Raw genomic sequence first — 19,990 nt, 5'->3', positions numbered from 1 at the left:
TTGGCCTGACCACTTCTAAGGATTGTCTACCCTTGCCTCGCATCACTTCCGCGCGCGTCGTCGTCACCTGCCCTGGCCGCAATTTCGTCACGCTCAAGATCGAGACCGATGAGGGCGTATATGGCGTCGGCGATGCGACGCTGAACGGCCGCGAACTGGCGGTGGCGAGCTACCTCACCGATCATGTCATCCCCTGCCTGATCGGCCGCGACGCGCACCGGATCGAGGACATCTGGCAATATCTCTACAAGGGCGCGTACTGGCGCCGCGGCCCGGTGACGATGAGCGCGATCGCCGCGGTCGACATGGCGCTGTGGGACATCAAGGGCAAGCTCGCCAACATGCCGGTCTACCAGCTCCTCGGCGGTGCGGCGCGCGAGGGCTGCATGGTCTATGGCCATGCGAACGGCTCTGACATCGCCGAGACGATCGAGCGCGCGCAGGAATATCTCGAACAGGGTTACAAGGCCGTCCGCCTCCAGTCGGGCGTGCCCGGCCTCGCCGCCACTTATGGCGTGTCGGGCGAGCGCTTCTATTACGAACCCGCCAAGGGATCGCTGCCCGACGAGACGGTCTGGTCGACGTCGAAATATATGCGCCATGTGCCGGAGCTGTTCGAGAAGGGCCGCGATGCGCTCGGCTGGGACATCCACCTGCTCCACGACGTCCATCACCGCCTCACCCCGATCGAAGCGGGCCGGCTCGGCAAGGATCTCGAGCCGTACCGGCTGTTCTGGCTCGAGGATGCGACTCCGGCCGAGAACCAGGCCGGCTTCCGCCTGATCCGCCAGCACACCACCACCCCGCTCGCGGTCGGCGAGATCTTCAATTCGGTGTGGGACGCGAAGCAACTCATCGAAGAGCAATTGATCGATTACGTCCGCGCGACCGTGGTCCACGCGGGCGGCATCACGCATCTGCGCCGCATCGCCGGCCTCGCCGATCTCCATCAGGTCCGCACCGGCTGCCACGGCGCGACCGATCTCTCGCCGGTGAGCATGGCCGCTGCGCTCCATTTCGGCCTGTCGGTCCCCAATTTCGGCATCCAGGAATATATGCGCCACACTCCCGAGACCGACGCGGTCTTCCCGCACGCTTACAGTCTCACCAACGGCCTGATGCACCCCGGCGACAAGCCCGGGCTCGGCGTGGATATCGACGAGGCGCTGGCCGCGAAGCACGAGTATAAGCGCGCTTATCTTCCGGTGAACCGGCTCGAAGACGGGACGATGTGGAGCTGGTGATTTACTTGGACAATGGTGCGGAGCTCCCGCGAAGGCAGGAACCGGGAAAAGGTAATAGTTCGTAATCCTGCGCTTCTGCCTCTGCAGAAGCACTTGGGTAATGCGAATTCCTATTTCTCCACAAACTGCGACTGAACGGTAAATTCACCGTCAACCACGTATTTACGTGCTTCGGTATATCCCCGGGCTGCATAGCGAGCGCGCCGGTATCTCCGGCAGTTCAGGGATTTGGGGGCAGAATGCCGTTTGACACCGCACAGATCGCCCGTCTCGGTGGCACATGGGGAGCGATGGGTTCGCTCGTCGCCTCTGATGGCAGCGCGAATCACCCCTATCTCCAGAACCTCGCCGATCACCTCGAGCCGCTGCGCGATCTCGCCGATGCCGCGCATTTCATCTGCGTGCTCCACGGCCGCCATCCGGGCGTGGTCGACCATGCGCTCGACCATGCCCGCGTCTCGCTCGAGCGCGACTGGCTCGAGGCCGCCGCCGATGCCTTTGCCACCGAGCGCGCCTATCTCGTCCGCATCGTCGCCGCCGCCGGTCCACTGCCGAGCACGCCCGGCCATGCCGAATCGGAAGCCGCGGCGCACGCACAGCGCCATGCGCTCGACATGCTCGCCCAGTCCGATCGCGCCGGTTGTGCCGCCGGTGCCGCGCTGGCCCTGGCGATCGATTGGGCGACGATCCGCGAAGTCCTCGACGCCGTCGCCACGCGGCTGGGCTTGGCCATCCCCGTCTCGACGCTTCCGCTGGCGGAAGAGACCGTCAGCGTCGTCGATGCCCTCGCCCGCGAGGCATCGATGGAGCGTGCGATGCTGTTCGGCGCGCAACAGGTCTTCGCCCAGCATCGCGGCCTGTGGGACCTGCTCGAAGCCCGCACGAGCGCCCGCAACCGCGCCTGAAGCTTGCGCCGGGGCGCCCTGCCCCTCTACGAGAGCGCATGCGCTTCGAAGGTACCCAAAGCTATGTCGCGACGGAGGACCTGAAGGTCGCCGTCAACGCGGCCGTCACGCTCCGTCGACCATTGCTCGTCAAGGGCGAGCCGGGTACCGGTAAGACCGTCCTCGCTTATGAGATCGCCAAGGCGGTAGGCGCGCCGCTGATCGAGTGGAACGTCAAGTCGACCACCAAGGCGCAGCAGGGCCTCTACGAATATGACGCGGTCGCCCGCCTGCGCGACGGCCAGCTCGGCGACGAACGCGTCCACGACATCGCCAACTACATCCGCAAGGGCAAACTCTGGGAGGCGTTCACCGCCCCCGAGGTCCCCGTCCTGCTGATCGACGAAATCGACAAGGCCGATATCGAATTCCCCAACGACCTCCTCCAGGAGCTCGATCGCATGGAATTCCATGTCTACGAGACCAAGGAGACCATCCGCGCCGCCGAGCGGCCGATCGTGGTGATCACTTCAAACAACGAGAAGGAGCTACCAGACGCATTCCTGCGCCGCTGCTTCTTCCACTATATCAAATTCCCCGACCGCGAGACGATGCAGGCGATCATCGACGTCCACTTCCCCGGCATCCAGAAGATCCTCGTCGGCAAGGCGATGGACATCTTCTACGACATCCGCGAGGTCCCCGGCCTCAAGAAGAAGCCGTCGACCAGCGAATTGCTCGACTGGCTCAAGCTGCTCCTCCACGAAGAGATGCCGCTCGACGTGCTCCAGTCGAAGGACCCGAGCAAGGCGATCCCGCCCCTCCACGGCGCGTTGCTCAAGAACGAACAGGATGTGATGCTGTTCGAACGCCTCGCCTTCATGAGCCGGAGACAGAGCAAGTGAGCCGCTACACCGGACGTTGCGCCTGCGGCGCGGTCACTGCCACGATCGCCGGCGAAGCGCTCACCGTGCGCCAATGCTGGTGCCGCCAATGCCAGCAGATCGCCGCGGGCTCGCCCACCACCAACGCGATGTTCGCGACCGACGATCTCATGATCGAGGGCGAACTGGCGACCACGTCCTACACGGCGGCGAGCGGAAACACCCTGACCCAGAGCTTCTGCGCGAAGTGCTGCACGCCGGTGATGGGCCAATCCTCGGCGCGGCCGCAGTTCCGCACGATCCGTCTCGGCTTCCTCGATCCGCCCCACGATCTCGCCCCGCAGGTCGCGATCTGGATCGAGGATGCGCCTGCCTGGGCGGCTATCGACCCGGCGCTCGAACGCTTCCCGCGCCAACCTCCGCCGCCCGCCGCCAAGCCCTGAACCCGATGGAGTCGCGTGCGGGCGCAACCCGGTTCGCCCGCGTCCGCGCGCGGCTGGAGGCGTTCGAACCGCGCCCGGGCTGGCACGCCTGGGCCTACGAGTTCCTGCTGTTCGGCTTCAAGCAGGGCTGGGCCTGCCTGTTCGGCGCGCTGCTGCTGACGTTGCTGCTCGGCACGCACTATCTCTATCCCGCCGACGCTCCCCTCGCGCGCTACGACTTCCTCGTGATCGGCGCGCTGCTGATCCAGGTCGGCATGCTCGCTTTCCGGCTGGAAAGCCTCGAGGAAGCCAAGGTCATCCTCGCCTTCCACCTCGTCGGGACAGTGATGGAGGTGTTCAAGACCGCGCACGGATCGTGGCTCTATCCCGAGGCGAACCTGCTGCGCATCGGCGGCGTGCCGCTCTTCTCCGGCTTCATGTACGCTGCGGTCGGCAGCTATATCGCGCGGGTCTGGCGGATATTTGGCTTCCGCTTTCCCGGCTATCCGCCGCGCTGGACCAGCTGGCTCCTTGCGGTCGCGATCTACGTCAATTTCTTCGCGCATCACTGGCTGCCGGACATCCGTCTCGCACTGTTCGCCGCCACGACGCTGCTCTTCTGGCGCACGCGCGTCTGTTTTACCGTCTGGCGCCAGGAGCGCTGGATGCCGTTGCTGCTCGGCTGGCTGCTGGTGGCGCTGTTCATCTGGCTCGCCGAGAATGTCGGCACCTTCTCGCGCGCATGGATGTATCCGGGCCAAGAGGATGGCTGGGAACTCGTCTCACCCGCCAAGCTCGGCGCATGGTACCTCTTGATGATCATCTCGTTCGTGCTGGTCGAGGTGGTGCACGGACGCAAAAAACACAGTTAACTCATTTTTAACCACTCCGGGATACCCGGAGGTTGGGGGGGCACTTGTACGGTGCCCATATATGCGTTGCTTTGCGTTTCCGATCGCGCTCGTCGCCGCGGCTTTGACCGCCGCACCCGTGCAGGCGCAGTCGCTTCTCGAATATGTCGGCCAATGCGTCCCCTTCGCCCGCGCGGCGTCGGGCATCCAGATCTATGGCGACGCGTGGACATGGTGGGACCAGGCCGATGGCCGTTACCAGCGCGGCCGCAAGCCGCGGGTCGGCGCGGTGCTGGCTTTCTCCAAGAGCGCGCGGCTGCCCTTGGGCCACGTCGCCGTGGTCAGCCGGATCGTCGACAAGCGCGTGCTGATGGTCACGCATGCCAATTGGTCGCGCCTCAATGGCGAACGCGGTCATGCCGAACAGGACGTGACCCTGTTCGACGTCTCCGAGCGCGGCGATTGGAGCCTCGTCAAGGTCTGGTACCGCGACACCAACGGGCTCGGCAGCTCGATCTATCCCGCGCACGGCTTCATCTACGGCACCCCCGATCCCGCCGCGGGCAAGGCGATCCGCCCCGCCCGCCCCGCGGCGGAGCTGAGCAGTCGCCAGCCCGATTATGTCGGTTCGCTGATCGACGCCTATGCGCGCTGACTTGTGTGGGCCCCGGCACTGAAGCATGAAAGGCGCCATGGGGGCTGAGGGTGCCGACAGGCGATATTGGTGGCTGCTCGGCGCGATCGTCGTGCTCGGGCTCGCGCTCCGCATCGCCGGTGCGCAGGGCGCGCTTTGGCTCGATGAGGCATGGTCGGCGAAGCAGGCGCACGATGCCGGCACCCCGCTCGCCATCTTCCTCAACATCAATCACGACAACAACCACCATCTGAACTCGCTATGGCTGCTGCTGGTCGGATTCGACGCACCGCCGCCGCTTGCCCGCGCGCTGTCGATCGTCACCGGCACGCTGGCGATCCTCGTGGCGGCGATGATCGGCGCGCGCCGCAGCCTCGCGCTGGGACTGATCACTGCCTTGCTCTTCGCGGTCTCGCCCGCCCTCGTGACCCTGGGCTCAGAGGCGCGGGGCTACGCGCCGATGTCGCTCGCTCTGCTCATGGCGATCCTCCTCGTCGATCGCTGGCTCGCCGGCGAAGCCGAGCGCAGCCCCGCACTCGCACTGGCGATCTGCTTCTTCCTCGGCGCCTTCTCGCAGCTGATCATGTTCTTCGGCTTCTGCGCGATCGCAGGCTGGGTATTCTTCGCGCTGTGGAGGCGGGAGTCGTTCAAGGCGGCGGTCCTGCGCACGATGCGATTGCTCCTCCCCTCGGCGATAGCGCTGGGCCTCGTCGCCGTGATCATCCTCGGCGCGGCCGCAGCGCACACCGGCTTCAAGTTCGGCCGCTACGATCCGTATGACACGATGGGACTGCTCCACGGCGTGTCGGAGCTGGTGCAATATGTCGTCGGCCTGCCGGTGGTGAGCATCTGGTGGTTCGCCGCCATTCCGGCGCTCGTCATCCTCGCGCCTTCCGCCGGTGTCTCACGTATCGCCTTTCACCGCCTCGCGATCCTCGCTTTCCCGCTGGCGCTGGTGCTGCTCCGCCCGGGCAATGTCGCGCACCCGCGTTATTATCTCCTTGTCGGCATCGCACTCCTCATCCTGATCGCCGAGTTCCTCTGGCTGGGCTGGCGTGCCGGGGGCTGGAAGCGCTGGCTCGCCGCCGGCGCGCTCGCCGCGATCACCGCTGCCAGCCTGGCGCTCGACATGGATCTGGCGATCAACCGCCGCGGCGATCCCGGCGCCGCGATCCGCGCGATGCAGGCGCGCGCACCGCAGGGCACCCACCTCCTTCTCGATCGCGAGACCGGCATAGCGACGCTCGAGGCGGCGGCGGCCTCCGCGCATTATCCCCTGCAGGTCCAGCTCGCCGATTGCACCGCCGCGCGCTTCTTCTTCGCCGATCGGTTCCGCGGCGAGGAGCCGCCCCGCCTGATCGCGCTTTGCGGCGCGCATTACGCCCCGATCGCCGAAGCCCACGCCCATGGCATGTCGGGCACCCACTGGACGCTGTACGAGCGCCAGCCCTAAAAGGGGCGATGTTCTTCTCCTTCCTCGACGAGCTGCGCGCCGCGGGCATCCCGGCCAGCCTCAAGGAGCACCTGGTCCTGCTCGAAGCGCTCGACCGCGACGTGATCGAGCGCACGCCCGAGGCCTTTTACTATCTCGCCCGCGCCACCTTCGTGAAGGACGAGGGGCTGCTCGATCGCTTCGACCAGGTCTTCGCCAAGGTCTTCCGCGGCATCGCCACCAGCTACGGCGTCGCCCCCGCGGACATCCCGGAAGACTGGCTCAAGGCGATCGCCGAGAAATTCCTCACTCCCGAGGAAATGGCCGCCATCCAGTCGCTCGGCTCGTGGGACGAGATCATGGAGACGCTCAAGCAGCGGCTCGAGGAGCAGCATGCCCGTCATCAGGGCGGCAGCAAGTGGATCGGCACCGGCGGCACCTCGCCCTTCGGCAATGGCGGCTACAATCCCGAAGGCGTCCGCATCGGCGGCGAAGGCAAGCACGGCCGCGCCATCAAGGTCTGGGATCAGCGTGAATTCCGCAACCTCGACAACACGAAGGAGCTCGGCACCCGCAACATCAAGGTCGCGCTACGCCGCCTGCGCCGCTTCGCCCGGGAAGGCGCCGCCGACGAGCTCGACATGGACGCGACGATCGAGGGCACCGCAAAGCAAGGCTGGCTCGACGTCCGCATGCGCCCCGAGCGCCACAATGCCGTCAAGCTCCTCCTCTTCCTCGACGTCGGCGGTTCGATGGACCCGTTCGTCAAGCTCTGCGAGGAGCTGTTCTCGGCCGCCACGTCGGAGTTCAAGAATCTCGAATTCTTCTATTTCCACAATTGCCCGTACGAGGGCGTGTGGAAGGACAATCGCCGCCGCTTCACCGAGCGCACGCCGACCTGGGACGTGCTCCACAAATATGGCCACGACTATAAACTGATCTTCGTCGGCGACGCTTCGATGAGCGCATACGAGATCAGCCACCCCGGCGGCTCGGTCGAGCATTTCAACGAAGAGGCCGGCGGCGTCTGGATGCAGCGCCTGGTCAACACCTATCCCGCCGCGGTCTGGCTCAACGTCCTGCCCGAGGCGCATTGGAGCTATACCCAGTCGGTGCGGATCATCCGCGAGCTGATGCAGGATCGCATGTACCCGCTCACGCTCGCGGGACTGGACGCCGCAATGCGCGAGCTGAGCAGGAAGCGGTAGCAGACCGTCGTCCCGGCGAACGCCGGGACCTCAGGAAATGGCACGTTCCGCTCGCAGCACGAGATCCCGGCGTTCGCCGGGATGACGGAATGGTTTAAAGCCTGTCGATCGCGCGATGCAGCCGGCGCAGCACCGCGCCGTCCTGCGCGGGGCCGTTCACGGCTTCGGAGGCCAGCGCCATCAGCCGGACCGCGCCGAAGCTCGCCGCCAGTCCTTTGAGCCGCAGCGCCGCCGTCGCCCAGGCATCGGGCCCTTCCGCCGATTTCATCGCGCCGACACACTTTCTCACGCTCTCGAGGAAGGATTCGCGCAATTCGGCGATCAGCGCGGGTTCGTCGCCCACCGCTGCCGCCAGCGTCGCATCGATTGCACCGGGGTCATATGCCATGCCCCGTGCTACCCCGAAGAGGCTTAATTCTTGGTTGCGGCGATATTTGGCGAAACGTCCAAACATGGTACAGTTGCGCCATGACTGGGGGAAACACCGCGCAGGTCGCCATCGAGCCGTCCAACGGCAACGAAGAGCTCGTCCTTTCGGACAATTCGGCCCTGCCCGGGCCGCTGGAGGATCTCTCCTTCGACGAGGATGAGGCGCCGCGCCGCAATACCGCCTGGCTCCTTCCCGCGCTGGCATGGCTCGCCGCCGCGGCGTGGTTCGTCGGCATGGGCTGGCTAGCGCTTCCCGCCTTTCAGCAGGGCATGGAGCCGGTTGCGCTTATCCAGCTGATCGCGGCGCTCTGCGTGCCGCCGGCGCTGATCGGCATCCTCTACATGCTCGCGATGCGCACGAGTCGCGCGGAAGCCCGCCGTTTCGACGCCACTGCCCGCGCGATGCGTACCGAAGCCGCCGCGCTCGACCGGGCGATGGCGACGATCTCCGCCCGCATCGCCGAGAACCGTGCCGCGCTCGCTGAACACACCACAGCGCTCGCCTCTCTCGGCGAACGCGCGGCCGAGCGCGTCGAGGGCGCTGCCGATATGGTCGGCCACCAGGCGCAGTTGATGGACGGCAGCATCCGCACCTTCGGCGATGCGATGGATCAGGCCGAGAAGCGATTCGAGATCATCCTGACCACCCTGCCCAAGGCGCATGAGGAAATGCACGGGCTGGCCAGCCGCATCGACGATGCGGGGCTGCTCGCCAGCCAGCGCGCCGCCTCGCTCGATACACAGCTCACCGCATTGGCCGAACGTGGCCGCGAGGCCGACCAGATCGCCGGCGGCGCCGCCGAGCGTCTCGCCGCGCACATCTCCCGCATGGAAGCGACCAGCGAGACTGCGAGCTCGCGGCTCGAACAGGTTACCGGCCAGATGTCGGTCGCGGTAGACGCCGTGCTCGATCGTGCTGCCGGCGCCGTCGACGAAGCCCGTAAGGGCATCGCCACGCAGGGCGAGGCGATCCTCGCGATGCTCAGCGCCAATCAGGCCGCGCTCGACCGCGCCGGCCGCGACAGCGCCGAAGCGCTCGGTGAGCGCATGGCTGTGATCGAAGAGGCCATTGGCCGCATCGGCGCACGCCTGGCCGAGGAGCAGGGACGCGGCGACGTCCTCTTCGCTGGCCTCTCCTCGGGTGTCGACCGGCTCGATCGCGAGCTCCAGGTCCTGCACGCCGCAGGCACCGATCGCACCCAGTCGCTGGCCGCGTCGGTCAGTGCGCTCCATGGTTCGATGGAGGCGATGTCGGAAGCATTGCGCACCGGCGATCAACTCGCCCGTAAGGCGATCGGCACGTCCGAAGACCTGCTCACTGCGCTCGATGCCTCCGCGCGCGAAATCGACGAGACACTGCCCGAAGCCCTCGCCCGGCTGGACGATCGGATCAGCGCCAGCCGCAAGGTCGTCTCCGGCGCCAAGCCCGAATTGCTCGCGCTCGTCACTGCCGCGGAGAGCACGCACGACGCGATCGAGGCGATCGCCGATGTCGTCTCGCAGCAGCGCGACACGCTCGCCAAGACCCAGGCCTCGTTGCTCGAGACGCTCGCCACGGGCAGCGAACAGGCAGCCTCGCTCGGTGCGATCGTCGACGATACCATCGATACCACCCGTCGCTTCGCCGAGACCGCGGCGCCGCAGCTCGTCGATGCCCTGGTGAGCGTGCGCGAGACCGCCAGCGCCGCCGCCGCCCATGCCCGCGAGTCGCTCGCCACGATCGTGCCCAGCGCTGCCAGTGCGCTCGAGGAAGCCAGCAGCACTGCGCTCAAGCGCGCGGTCGATGCCACGGTTCGCCGTCAGATCGCCGATCTCGTCGATACCACCGAAGCGGCGGTCACGGCCGCGACGCGTGCTTCCGAACGGCTCACCCAGCAGATGATGTCGCTCGCCGAGACGACCTCGCAGATCGAGGCACGGATCGAGGAGGAGCGCGTCGATCGCGAACGCGCCGACAGCGACAATTTCGCCCGCCGCACCACCTTGCTGATCGAAGCGCTCAACTCGGCCTCGATCGACATCGCCAAGGCTTTTTCCGCCGAAGTCGCCGACAGCGCCTGGGCCGCCTATCTCAAGGGCGATCGTGGCGTCTTCACGCGCCGCGCCGTGCGCCTGCTCGATGCGGGCGAAACCCGCGAGATCGCGCGCCTCTACGACGCCGATCCGGCGTTCAACGAGCACGTGAATCGTTACATCCACGATTTCGAGTCGATGCTGCGCCACATCCTCGCCCTGCGCGACGGCTCGACCCTGGGCGTCACCCTGCTCTCCTCGGATATGGGCAAGCTCTACGTCGCCCTCGCCCAGGCCATCGAGCGGCTGCGGACCTAACCGTCATCCCGGCGAAAGCCGGGATCTCGTGCAACGGTCCCGTTCGCTCGCAGCCTGAGATCCCGGCTTTCGCCGGGATGACGAGATACTTCCAATGTAGGATTTGCTGTGCCAGCCTCGCTGTCGGCTCTTTGACAGTGTGGAATCAGACTCAACCCATCACGACATTTTCATGCTTGAGCCCGCAATTTTCATTCGCGAACCGCGGGCAAAGTGCGAAGTTAAGCCCGCGAAATCCTACTTCCGGTGGACCCAGTCGAGCATGTCGGCCGTCACCCAACCGTTGATGTAGTTGAGAAAGAAAAGTCCGAACAACACCGTTGCGACGATCGTCGTGCGGATCGCGATCTTCTTCGGGCTGAAGCCGTGCGGCGCGCTCTCGGCCTGGCCGGGGACGAGTTCTGCCCCCGCTTCCTGCGCGGTGCGGACCCCGAAGGGCAGCACCAGGAACACCGAGAACGCCCAGAACAATATGTAGATCGCGAGCATCGACTGCCAGCGCATGGCTCAGAGCTCCACGACCAGCACGTCGACCACCGGCTTCTTTCCGGTGAAGCGCACCGCAGCACGGCGCACCGCGAGCCGCACGCTCTCGCGCAATTTCTCGATATCCCTGCCGTCCTTCTTCACGGCTTCGGCCGCGGCTTCGGCGGCCTCTTCGAGGAACACGTCACGATCCTCCTCGACCGGCACGCCCTGCACGCGAATCTGCGGCGCACCCTTGAGCCGCCCGCCCTGGATCGCGACCGCGACCGAGATCTGGCCATAGAGCGCGATCCGCCGCCGCTCGTTGATCGTCGTGCCGTCTGCCGGCAGGATCACGTCGCCGTCGAGCACCAGCCGCCCGGCATGCGTCTGTCCGACCAGCTTCGGCTTGCCCGGCGCCAGCTTCCAGATGTCGCCGTTCACCTGCGTGATGGCTTGCGGAATCCCTTGCTCCTTCGCAAAGCGTGCCTGCTCGTGCATGTGCCGCACCTCGCCATGGACAGGCAGGATGATTTCCGGCCGGATCCAGCGATACATCTCGGCCAGCTCGGGGCGTCCCGGATGTCCCGAGACATGGATGAAGGCCTGCCGATCGGTGATCAGCTCGACGCCCTTGCCGGCCAGCGTGTTCATGATCTTGCCGATCGCGATCTCGTTGCCCGGGATCTGCCGCGACGAGAACACCACGGTGTCGCCGGCATGGACCTTGAGGACGTGGGTATCCTCGGCGATGCGATTGAGCGCGGCGCGGGGCTCACCCTGCCCGCCCGTCGCGACGATCATCACCTGCCGCGGCGGCAAGCTCATCGCGGTGTCGAAGTCGATCGTCTCGGGGAAGTCGCGCAGATAGCCGGTCGCCTTGGCGACGCGGATGATCCGGTCGAGCGAACGCCCCGCGACGCAGAGCTTGCGCCCGGTATCCTCGGCGACTTCGCCCAGCGTCTGGAGCCGCGCGGCGTTCGACGCAAAGGTAGTGACAAGCACGCGTCCGGTCGCCGCGCCGACGACTTCGTCGAGGCCTTTGCGGACGTCGATCTCGGAACCCGATGCCTCGGGGTTGAACACGTTGGTCGAATCGCAGACCAAAGCGAGCACGCCCTGGTCGCCGATCGCGGTGAGTTCGGCCGCAGTCGATGCGCCGCCCAGCGCGGGGGCCTCTTCGAGCTTCCAGTCGCCGGTGTGGAACACCCGGCCATAAGGCGTCTCGATCAGCACCGCATTGCCCTCGGGGATCGAATGGGCGAGCGGAGTGTAGGTGATGGTGAACGGCCCGATCGAGAAGGGGCCGTCCTCCTTCACGACGTTGAGCTCGACCTTGTCGGTGATGCCCTCTTCCTCGAGCTTGCCGTAGATCAGCCCCGCAGTGAACGGCGTCGCATAAAGCGGCACGCCAAGGTCGCCGGCGAGATAGGGCAAGGCACCGATATGGTCCTCATGGCCGTGCGTCAGCACGATGCCGATCAGGTCGTCGAGCCGTTCCTCGATGAACTGGAGGTCGGGCAGGATCACGTCGACCCCGGGATAGTTGGCGTCGCCGAAGGTGATGCCGCAATCGACCATCAGCCACTTGCCCTGCGTGCCGTAGAGATTGACGTTCATGCCGATCTCGCCCGAGCCGCCGAGCGCGAGGAAGAGGAGTTCGTTGCCTGGAGTCACTTAATTTCCTTGCTGGCTGCGTTCCCACAGCATGGCCAGACCCTGGATGGTCAGGTCTGGTTCGATCGTGTCGAAGACCGATGTATGCTTTTCGAAGAGCACCGCCAGTCCGCCGGTGGCGATGACCTTGAGCGGGCGTCCCACCTCGGCCTTGAGCCGGGCGACGAGGCCCTCGATCATCGCGACATAGCCCCAATAGATGCCGATATGCATCTGGTCGACCGTATTGCGCCCCACCACGCTGGTTTTCTCGGGTGCCGAGATCGCGATACGGGGCAGCTTGGCGGCCGCGGTGACCAATGCGTCGAGCGACAGGTTGATCCCGGGCGCGATGATCCCGCCCTTGTAGGCGCCTTTATAGTCGACCAGCTCGAAGGTGGTCGCGGTGCCGAAGTCGATGATGATCAGATCGCCTTCGTGCCGGGCGTGCCCCGCGATCATGTTGAGCGCGCGATCGGCGCCGAGGCTGCCGGGCTCCTCGACATCGAGCGGGAAGCCCCATTCGGCACTCCCCTGCCCGGCGATCACCGCCTCGGTCTTGAAGTATTTGCTGCTGAGCACCTGCAAATTGTGCAGCGCGCGCGGCACCACGATGCCGATGATCACTCCGGTCACGACCGAACGGTCATAGCCTTCGAGGTTGAGGAGCTGGTTCAGCCACACCGCATATTCGTCGGCGGTGCGTCGCGGATCGGTGGCGATGCGCCAGCGCGCACGGATCTCCCCGTCCTCGATCAGCGCAAAGACGACATTGGTGTTGCCGGCATCGACGGCGAGCAGCATTTGCCTTCCCTTCAGAGCAGGAACACGTCGCCCGCGTGAATGACACGGGTAGTGCCGTCGGCCAAGCGCAGGATGAGCGCGCCCTGCGCATCGAGTCCGCCGAACAACCCCTCCGTCGAGGTCCCGTCGGCCAATCGCGCCGTAAGCGCGGTATCCAGGGGGTGTGCACGAGCGAGCCAGCGGTCGCGCACCGGGGCGATGCCGTCGCGCCAGCGCGAGAGCCAGCGGGCGAATATCTCGGCCAGCGTCTCGGCGAAGACCTGGGGTTCCGGCGCAGGCGCGTGCGCGGCGATGCTGGTGGCGGGACGATCGAGATCGACCGGATGGTGCGCGAGGTTGACGCCGAAGCCGATGATCACTGCGTCCTCGACACGCTCGAGCAGGATGCCGGAGAGCTTGGCGCCGCCGACCAGCAGGTCGTTGGGCCATTTGAGCATCGGCTGCACGCCGAACAGCGATACCGCTTCCTCCAGCGCCACCGCCGCGACCAGCGCCAGTGTCGCGGGCGCAGGCTCGCCGGGCCGCACGCGGACCAAAGTCGAGATGTAGAGATTGCCGGCGGGGGAGTCCCACGCCCTGCCCTGCCGGCCCTTTCCCGATGTCTGGCGTTCAGCGCGCAGCCACAGGCCTTCGCTCGCGCCGCTCCGCGCGAGTTCGGCCACATCCATATTGGTCGAGCCCGTCTCGGCGACGGTCCGGATCGTCGCGGTCAGAACAGCGCCTTCGCGGCCGACGCAGTGAACAGCTCGAGCTGCCCGAGCAGTGGCCAGCCGAGCGGCGAGATCACCGCCGCGGCGACCACCAGCAATGCACCCTCGACCGGATCGGTCTTGCCCGAGAGCGGCTCGCCCGGCTCGTCGAAGTACATCGTCTTGACGATCTTCAGATAATAGAAGGCTCCGATCGCCGAGGCAGCGGCGCCGACCGCCGCGAAGATGAACAGCCCGGCGTGCACCGCCGCGACGAACACCTGCAGCTTGGCGAAGAAGCCGAGCAATGGCGGAATACCCGCAAGGCTGAACATGAAGATCGCGAAGGCGAGCGCGAGGCCCGGTCGCGAACGCGACATGCCCGAGAGGCTCGCAATGCTCTCGATCGGCTGGCCATCGGGCCCGCGCATCTGGAGCACGATCAGGAAGCTGCCCAGCGTCATGACCACGTAGATCGCCATGTAATAGAGCACGCTCGACACACCCGCCTCGCCGCCGGCCGCCAAGCCGATCAAAGCGAAGCCGACATTGTTGATCGACGAATAAGCGAGCAGCCGCTTGATGTTGGTCTGGCCGATCGCCGCGACCGCGCCGAAGATGATCGAGGCCAAGGCCGCGAAGATGACGATCTGGCGCCAGTCGTGGATCGCCGGGCCCATCGCCTCGATCGCGACGCGGGTGGCGAGCGCGATCGCCGCGACCTTGGGTGCCGAAGCGAAGAATGCAGTCACCGGCGTCGGCGCGCCTTCGTAGACGTCCGGGGTCCACATGTGGAACGGCACGGCGCTGATCTTGAAGGCGAGACCCGCGAAGACGAATACGAGGCCGAACAACAGGCCAATCCCTTGAGGACTACGTAGATCCGTCGTGCCATAGGCATCGGCGATGCCCGCGAAGAGCGTCGTGCCCGAGAAGCCGTACACCAAGCTGATGCCGTAGAGCAGGATGCCCGAGGCGAGCGCGCCGAGGACAAAATACTTCAGGCCCGCTTCGGCCGAACGGGTATCGCGGCGCATGAAGCTGGCGAGGATGTACGCCGAGAGGCTCTGCAGCTCGAGACCGACATAGAGGCTCATCAGATCGCCTGCCGAAACCATCATCCCCATGCCCGCTGCCGAGAGCAGGATGAGCACGGGATATTCGGGACGCAGATCGTCGCCGGAGGTGGTCTGGAAAAAACGAGGCGCGATAAGGATCGAGACCGCGGCGGCGAAGAAGATCAGCGCCTTGGCGAAAGCGGCGAACATGTCGGGGCGATAGAGCCCTCCGAACGCCTCGCCGCCGGCCGAAGCCGGCCCCGCCAGCGCGATGCCCGCGCCGATCAGAACGGCGATCGACGCCCAGCTCACCAGCTTGGTGGAAGCCTGCCCGCCCCATGCGGCGACCAGCATCAGCAGGATCGCGCCCAGGCTGAGCACCAGCTCGGGCAGGACCATCATCAATTGCATCGAATAGCTCATCAGTGCGCCTCCCCGTGCGCAGCAGCGGCGGGGGCAGCATGTTCCTCATTATGCGCGGCGGCGGGCGCGGGCTTGCCGGCGGTCGGCTGCGAGTCACCCGCAGGCATCACGCGGCTCATCCGCTCGACCAGCCGCTCGACGTCAGGCCGCATCGGCTTGAGGAAGCTCTCAGGGTATACGCCCATCCACAGCACTGCAGCGGCGATAGGGGCGAGCAGCGAAATCTCGCGCACCGACAAATCCGGCATCGCGCGGACATCATCTTTGGTCAGATCGCCGAACACGACGCGGCGATAGAGGTACAGCATGTAGGCCGCACCCAGGATGATGCCACTGGTGCCGATCAACGCGGTCCAGGTCGAGACCTGGTACACGCCCGCCAGCCCGAGGAACTCGCCGACGAAGTTGCTGGTTCCCGGCAGGCCGACCGAGGCCATGGTGAACAGCATGAACAACAGTGCATAGCGCGGCATGTTGATCGCGAGCCCGCCGTAGCGGTCGATCTCGCGAGTGTGCAGGCGATCGTAGATCACGCCGACGCAGAGGAAGAGCGCGCCCGAAACGAGGCCGTGGCCGAGCATGACCATCATCGCGCCTTCCACGCCCTGCTGGTTGAAGGCGAACAGCCCCATCGTCACGATCGCCATGTGCGCGACCGAGGAATAAGCGATCAGCTTCTTCATGTCCGACTGCACCAAGGCGACCAGCGAGGTGTAGACCACCGCGACGCACGACAACGCGAACACCAGCCACATGAACTGCGCCGAGGCTTCGGGGAACATCGGCAGGCTGAAGCGCAGGAAGCCATAGCCCCCGAGCTTGAGCAGCACGCCAGCCAGGATCACCGAACCGGCGGTCGGCGCCTGCACGTGTGCATCGGGAAGCCAAGTGTGGACCGGCCACATCGGCATCTTGACCGCGAACGAGGCGAAGAACGCCAGCCACAGCCAGGTCTGCCACTGCGCCGGGAAATCGTGCGCCATCAGCTCGGGGATCGAGGCGGTGCCGGCATTGAGCAGCATCGCGATCATCGCGATCAGCATCAGCAGCGAGCCGAGCAGCGTGTAGAGGAAGAATTTGTACGACGCGTAGATGCGGTTCGCCCCGCCCCAGATGCCAATGATCAGGTACATCGGGATCAGGCCGCCTTCGAAGAAGACGTAAAAGAGCAAAAGGTCCTGCGCGGCGAAGGTGCCGATCATCAGGATCAGCGTGACGAGCATCGCCGCCATATATTCGGGGACGCGCTTCTCGATCGCGACCCAGCTCGCGCCGATGCAGATCGGCATGAGGAAGACCGAGAGCATGATCAGCAACAAGGCGAAGCCGTCGATGCCCAGCGCCCAGGCGAAATCGACGCCACCGATGCCGAACAGCCGGACATGCTCGACGAACTGCCACTGCGCCGCACCAGCGCTCTGGTCGAAATTGGCCCAGAGCCAGATGCCGAGCGCCAGATCGACCAAGGTAGCGCCCAAAGCGATCCAGCGGGCGCCCTGCGCGCCGGCGAACAGGCAGGCGACCGCGGCGATCGCGGGTACTGCCAGCATGATGGAAAGGATCGGGAAACCGGTCATCCTGCGATCACCCAGGTGAGCGCGGCGGTGAGACCGATCAGCATGATGAACGCATAAGTGTAGAGATATCCCGATTGCAGGCGCGCCGTGCCGACGCTGCCGAGCTGGACCAAACGGGCGATGCCGTTGGGTCCGAAGCGGTCGATGGTCCCCTCGTCACCCGCCTTCCAGAGCAGCCGGCCGATCGCGAATGCGGGGCGCACGAACAGGAAGTTGTAGAGCTCGTCGAAGTACCATTTGTTGAGAAGGAAGGTGTAGAGCACCTGGAAGTTGCTGGCGACGGCACCGGCGAAGCTGGGCCGCTTGATATAGGCGTACCAGGCACCTCCGAAGCCGAGCAGCATCGCGACGGTGGCCGAGAGCTTCACCCAGAGCGGCACTTCATGCATCGCATGCATCAGATGCGCGTCGAAGGCGATTGCGCCGTTCCAGAAATGCGCGCCCTCTTCGGCCTCGATGAAGAAGCCGTGGAAGACGAAGCCCGCGGCGATCGCACCGATCGACAGCAGCACCAGCGGGATCAGCATCGCCCACGGGCTCTCGTGCGGATGATAGCCCGCCGTCCCCTCATGGGCATGATCGTCGTGCGCGGCATGATGGGCGTCGGGCGCATGCCCGGCATCCTCGGCCGAGGGGGCGTCGTCATGATGCCCGTCATGACCATGCGCATCATGGGCGGCGTGCTGGATATGCTCCGAGCCTGCCCAACGCGGCTTGCCGTAGAAGGTCAGGAACACGACGCGCCACGAATAGAAGCTCGTGAGCAACGCCACGAACACCCCGACCCAGAAGGCGCTGGGGACGCCGGCCGCCCAGGCCGCCTCGATGATCGCATCCTTCGAGTGGAAGCCGGCGAAGCCGAACGCAGTCGGATTGCCGAACACGGCGGGGATGCCGACGCCGGTGATCGCCAGCGTGCCGAACATCATCGTCCAGAAGGTCAGCGGGATATGTTTCCGCAGACCGCCATAGAAGCGCATGTCCTGCTCGTGGTGCATCGCATGGATCACCGAGCCGGCGCCGAGGAACAGCAAAGCCTTGAAGAAAGCATGCGTGAACAAATGGAACATCGCCGCGCCATAAGCGCCGACGCCCGCCGCGAAGAACATGTAGCCGAGCTGCGAGCAGGTCGAATAGGCGATGACGCGCTTGATGTCGGTCTGCACGAGGCCGACAGTCGCGGCGAACAGGCAGGTCGCGGCGCCGACAAAGGTCACCACGCCCATCGCGACGGGGCTGGTCTCGAACATCGGTGAGAGGCGGCAAACCATGAACACGCCGGCGGTGACCATCGTCGCGGCGTGGATCAGCGCCGACACCGGGGTCGGGCCTTCCATCGCGTCGGGGAGCCAGGTGTGGAGTCCCAACTGCGCGGACTTGCCCATCGCGCCGAGGAACAGCAGCAGGCAGAGCACAGTCATCGTGTCCGCGCGGAACCACAGGAAGCCGATCGTCGAGCCATGCATGTTGGGCGCGGCGGCGAGGATCTCGTTGATCGATACGGTGCCGAACACGAGATAGGTGCCGAAAATGCCGAGCATGAAGCCGAGATCGCCGACGCGGTTGACGACGAACGCCTTGATCGCCGCGGCGTTGGCGCTCGGTTTCCGGAACCAGAAACCGATCAGCAGGTAGGATGCGAGGCCCACGCCTTCCCAGCCGAAGAACATCTGGACGAGGTTATCGGCGGTCACGAGCATCAGCATCGCGAAGGTGAACAGCGAGAGATAAGCGAAGAAGCGCGGCTGATCCGCATCCTCGCTCATATAGCCCCAGCTATAGAGGTGGACGAGCGCCGAGACGCTGGTGATCACCACCAGCATCACCGCGGTGAGCGAATCCACCCGCAGTGCCCATTCTACCTGCAGCGCACCGGAGGTCATCCAGTTGAGCACCGGAACCACGGTCTGTTCGGCTCCACCGTGCAGATAGGTGATGAAGATCGGCCAGGAGAGCGCGCACGAGACGAACAGCGCACCCGTCGTCAGCGCCTTGGGCAGCACGCTGCCGAACGCCTTGTTCGACAAGCCGGCGATCACCGCCGCGGCGAGCGGCAGGAATACGATGAGGAGAATCGGCGACATCAGCCCTTCATCCGATTGACGTCGTCGACCGAGATCGTGCCCCGGCTACGGAAGTAGATGACGAGAATGGCGAGCCCGATCGCGGCCTCGCCGGCGGCGACGGTCAGCACGAACATAGCGAAGACCTGGCCCACGAGATCCCCGAGCGCCGCCGAGAAGGCGACGAGGTTGAGGTTCACCGCGAGCAGGATGAGCTCGATCGCCATCAGGATGACGATCAAATTCTTGCGGTTCATGAAGATGCCGAGCACGCCCAGCGTGAACAGGATCGCCGAGACGACCAGGTAATGCGTTACGGAGATCACAGTTCGACCCCCTGCCCAACCGGTGGGTTCATGTTGCGCGTCGCATCCTTCGAACGGCGGTTGATCTGGCGATTGATGTTCTGCGGGCGGACGTCGCTGCGCTGGCGATAGGTCAGCACGATCGCGCCGATCATCGCGACGAGCAGCACGAGGCCCGCGCCTTCGAACACGAACAGATAGCGCGTGTAGAGCAATTGCCCGATCGCCTCGATATTGGGCACGCCTGCGTCGATCGGGGCTATGCGGCGGCCGAGCTGGACCCCGCCTGCGCTATAGGCGCCGATCGCGATGATGATCTCGGCGACCAGCGCGACCGCGAGCGCGAGGCCGATCGCGGCATAGCGCATCACGCCCGCACGCAGCTCGGCGAAGTCGATATCGAGCATCATCACGACGAACAGGAAGAGCACCGCGACCGCGCCGACATAGACGATGACGAGCAGCATCGCGATGAACTCGGCGCCCGCAAGCACCATCAGTCCCGCCGCATTGAAAAAAGCGAGGATCAGCCAGAGCACCGAATGCACCGGATTGCGCGACAGGATCGTCAGCGCCCCGGAGGCGATGACGACAGTCGCGAACAGATAAAAGGCGAGAAGCTGGATCACGG

Annotated in this window: 19 protein-coding genes; 9 read left to right on the top strand and 10 right to left on the bottom strand. The window is 65.6% G+C overall.

Going from position 1 to position 19,990, the window contains the following annotated elements; genetic code table 11:
• Nucleotides 1–32 precede the first annotated feature (32 nt).
• The 8 genes from manD (at nucleotide 33) to ASE13_RS06950 (ending at nucleotide 7,559) form a co-directional block, all read left to right on the top strand.
• On the top strand, nucleotides 33–1,244 hold the full coding sequence (gene manD, locus ASE13_RS06985) for a D-mannonate dehydratase ManD (RefSeq protein WP_056612984.1): 1,212 nt from the start codon (nucleotides 33–35) through the stop codon (nucleotides 1,242–1,244).
• A 239-nt stretch (nucleotides 1,245–1,483) separates the two neighbouring features.
• Nucleotides 1,484–2,149, top strand: a complete 666-nt coding sequence (locus ASE13_RS06980; RefSeq protein ID WP_056612982.1) for a DUF6975 family protein — start codon at nucleotides 1,484–1,486, stop codon at nucleotides 2,147–2,149.
• 38 nt (nucleotides 2,150–2,187) lie between these two features.
• Nucleotides 2,188–3,033, top strand: a complete 846-nt coding sequence (locus ASE13_RS06975; RefSeq protein ID WP_056612980.1) for an AAA family ATPase — start codon at nucleotides 2,188–2,190, stop codon at nucleotides 3,031–3,033.
• Nucleotides 3,030–3,455, top strand: coding sequence for a GFA family protein (locus ASE13_RS06970; protein ID WP_056612978.1), 426 nt, complete (start codon nucleotides 3,030–3,032; stop codon nucleotides 3,453–3,455). Before ASE13_RS06975 ends, ASE13_RS06970 begins: the two co-directional genes overlap by 4 nt.
• A gap of 5 nt (nucleotides 3,456–3,460) precedes the next feature.
• Nucleotides 3,461–4,306, top strand: coding sequence for a DUF817 domain-containing protein (locus ASE13_RS06965; protein WP_056612976.1), 846 nt, complete (start codon nucleotides 3,461–3,463; stop codon nucleotides 4,304–4,306).
• 61 nt (nucleotides 4,307–4,367) lie between these two features.
• Nucleotides 4,368–4,940 (top strand): CHAP domain-containing protein, encoded by a 573-nt coding sequence (locus tag ASE13_RS06960; protein ID WP_056612974.1) that lies wholly within the window; start codon nucleotides 4,368–4,370, stop codon nucleotides 4,938–4,940.
• Between the two features lie 37 nt (nucleotides 4,941–4,977).
• Nucleotides 4,978–6,372, top strand: a complete 1,395-nt coding sequence (locus tag ASE13_RS06955) for a hypothetical protein (protein WP_156404773.1) — start codon at nucleotides 4,978–4,980, stop codon at nucleotides 6,370–6,372.
• Nucleotides 6,373–6,380: 8 nt separating this feature from the next.
• Nucleotides 6,381–7,559, top strand: a complete 1,179-nt coding sequence (locus ASE13_RS06950; protein ID WP_056612970.1) for a vWA domain-containing protein — start codon at nucleotides 6,381–6,383, stop codon at nucleotides 7,557–7,559.
• A 94-nt stretch (nucleotides 7,560–7,653) separates the two neighbouring features.
• Here the strand turns inward: ASE13_RS06950 and ASE13_RS06945 are convergent, their stop codons facing one another.
• Nucleotides 7,654–7,947 carry an Hpt domain-containing protein gene (locus tag ASE13_RS06945; RefSeq protein WP_056612968.1) on the bottom strand — a complete coding sequence of 98 codons (294 nt, stop codon included), beginning with the start codon at nucleotides 7,945–7,947 and terminating at the stop codon, nucleotides 7,654–7,656.
• A gap of 80 nt (nucleotides 7,948–8,027) precedes the next feature.
• On the opposite strand from ASE13_RS06945, the gene ASE13_RS06940 reads away from it, so the two are divergent.
• A complete protein-coding gene (locus ASE13_RS06940; protein ID WP_082596413.1) occupies nucleotides 8,028–10,319 on the top strand; it encodes a hypothetical protein in 2,292 nt (763 codons plus the stop codon).
• A 237-nt stretch (nucleotides 10,320–10,556) separates the two neighbouring features.
• Here ASE13_RS06940 and ASE13_RS06935 read toward each other — a convergent pair whose 3' ends face one another.
• Genes ASE13_RS06935 through ASE13_RS06895 form a run of 9 tightly spaced genes read right to left on the bottom strand, consistent with a single transcriptional unit; the run spans nucleotide 10,557 to nucleotide 19,988 of the window.
• On the bottom strand, nucleotides 10,557–10,823 hold the full coding sequence (locus tag ASE13_RS06935; protein WP_056612966.1) for a DUF1467 family protein: 267 nt from the start codon (nucleotides 10,821–10,823) through the stop codon (nucleotides 10,557–10,559).
• A 3-nt stretch (nucleotides 10,824–10,826) separates the two neighbouring features.
• Nucleotides 10,827–12,461 (bottom strand): ribonuclease J, encoded by a 1,635-nt coding sequence (locus tag ASE13_RS06930; RefSeq protein ID WP_056612964.1) that lies wholly within the window; start codon nucleotides 12,459–12,461, stop codon nucleotides 10,827–10,829.
• Nucleotides 12,462–13,244 carry a type III pantothenate kinase gene (locus ASE13_RS06925; protein ID WP_056612962.1) on the bottom strand — a complete coding sequence of 261 codons (783 nt, stop codon included), beginning with the start codon at nucleotides 13,242–13,244 and terminating at the stop codon, nucleotides 12,462–12,464.
• Nucleotides 13,245–13,255: 11 nt separating this feature from the next.
• A complete protein-coding gene (locus ASE13_RS06920) occupies nucleotides 13,256–13,912 on the bottom strand; it encodes a biotin--[acetyl-CoA-carboxylase] ligase (protein WP_056612960.1) in 657 nt (218 codons plus the stop codon).
• A gap of 41 nt (nucleotides 13,913–13,953) precedes the next feature.
• Nucleotides 13,954–15,414 (bottom strand): NADH-quinone oxidoreductase subunit NuoN, encoded by a 1,461-nt coding sequence (nuoN, locus tag ASE13_RS06915; protein ID WP_056612958.1) that lies wholly within the window; start codon nucleotides 15,412–15,414, stop codon nucleotides 13,954–13,956.
• Nucleotides 15,414–16,991 carry an NADH-quinone oxidoreductase subunit M gene (locus ASE13_RS06910; protein WP_056612957.1) on the bottom strand — a complete coding sequence of 526 codons (1,578 nt, stop codon included), beginning with the start codon at nucleotides 16,989–16,991 and terminating at the stop codon, nucleotides 15,414–15,416. Before ASE13_RS06910 ends, nuoN begins: the two co-directional genes overlap by 1 nt.
• Nucleotides 16,988–19,075: an NADH-quinone oxidoreductase subunit L gene (gene nuoL, locus ASE13_RS06905; protein ID WP_056612955.1), complete on the bottom strand. Its 2,088-nt coding sequence runs from the start codon at nucleotides 19,073–19,075 to the stop codon at nucleotides 16,988–16,990. The genes ASE13_RS06910 and nuoL overlap by 4 nt, the downstream gene beginning before the upstream one ends.
• The gene (nuoK, locus tag ASE13_RS06900) at nucleotides 19,075–19,380 is read right to left on the bottom strand and encodes an NADH-quinone oxidoreductase subunit NuoK (RefSeq protein WP_056612953.1); all 306 of its coding nucleotides are present in this window, start codon (nucleotides 19,378–19,380) and stop codon (nucleotides 19,075–19,077) included. Before nuoK ends, nuoL begins: the two co-directional genes overlap by 1 nt.
• Nucleotides 19,377–19,988, bottom strand: a complete 612-nt coding sequence (locus ASE13_RS06895; protein WP_056612951.1) for an NADH-quinone oxidoreductase subunit J — start codon at nucleotides 19,986–19,988, stop codon at nucleotides 19,377–19,379. The genes nuoK and ASE13_RS06895 overlap by 4 nt, the downstream gene beginning before the upstream one ends.
• Nucleotides 19,989–19,990 lie beyond the last annotated feature (2 nt).

Source organism: Sphingomonas sp. Root241, assembly GCF_001428865.1.
Lineage (GTDB): Bacteria > Pseudomonadota > Alphaproteobacteria > Sphingomonadales > Sphingomonadaceae > Sphingomonas.
This window is presented reverse-complemented; position numbering and strand designations above follow the sequence as displayed.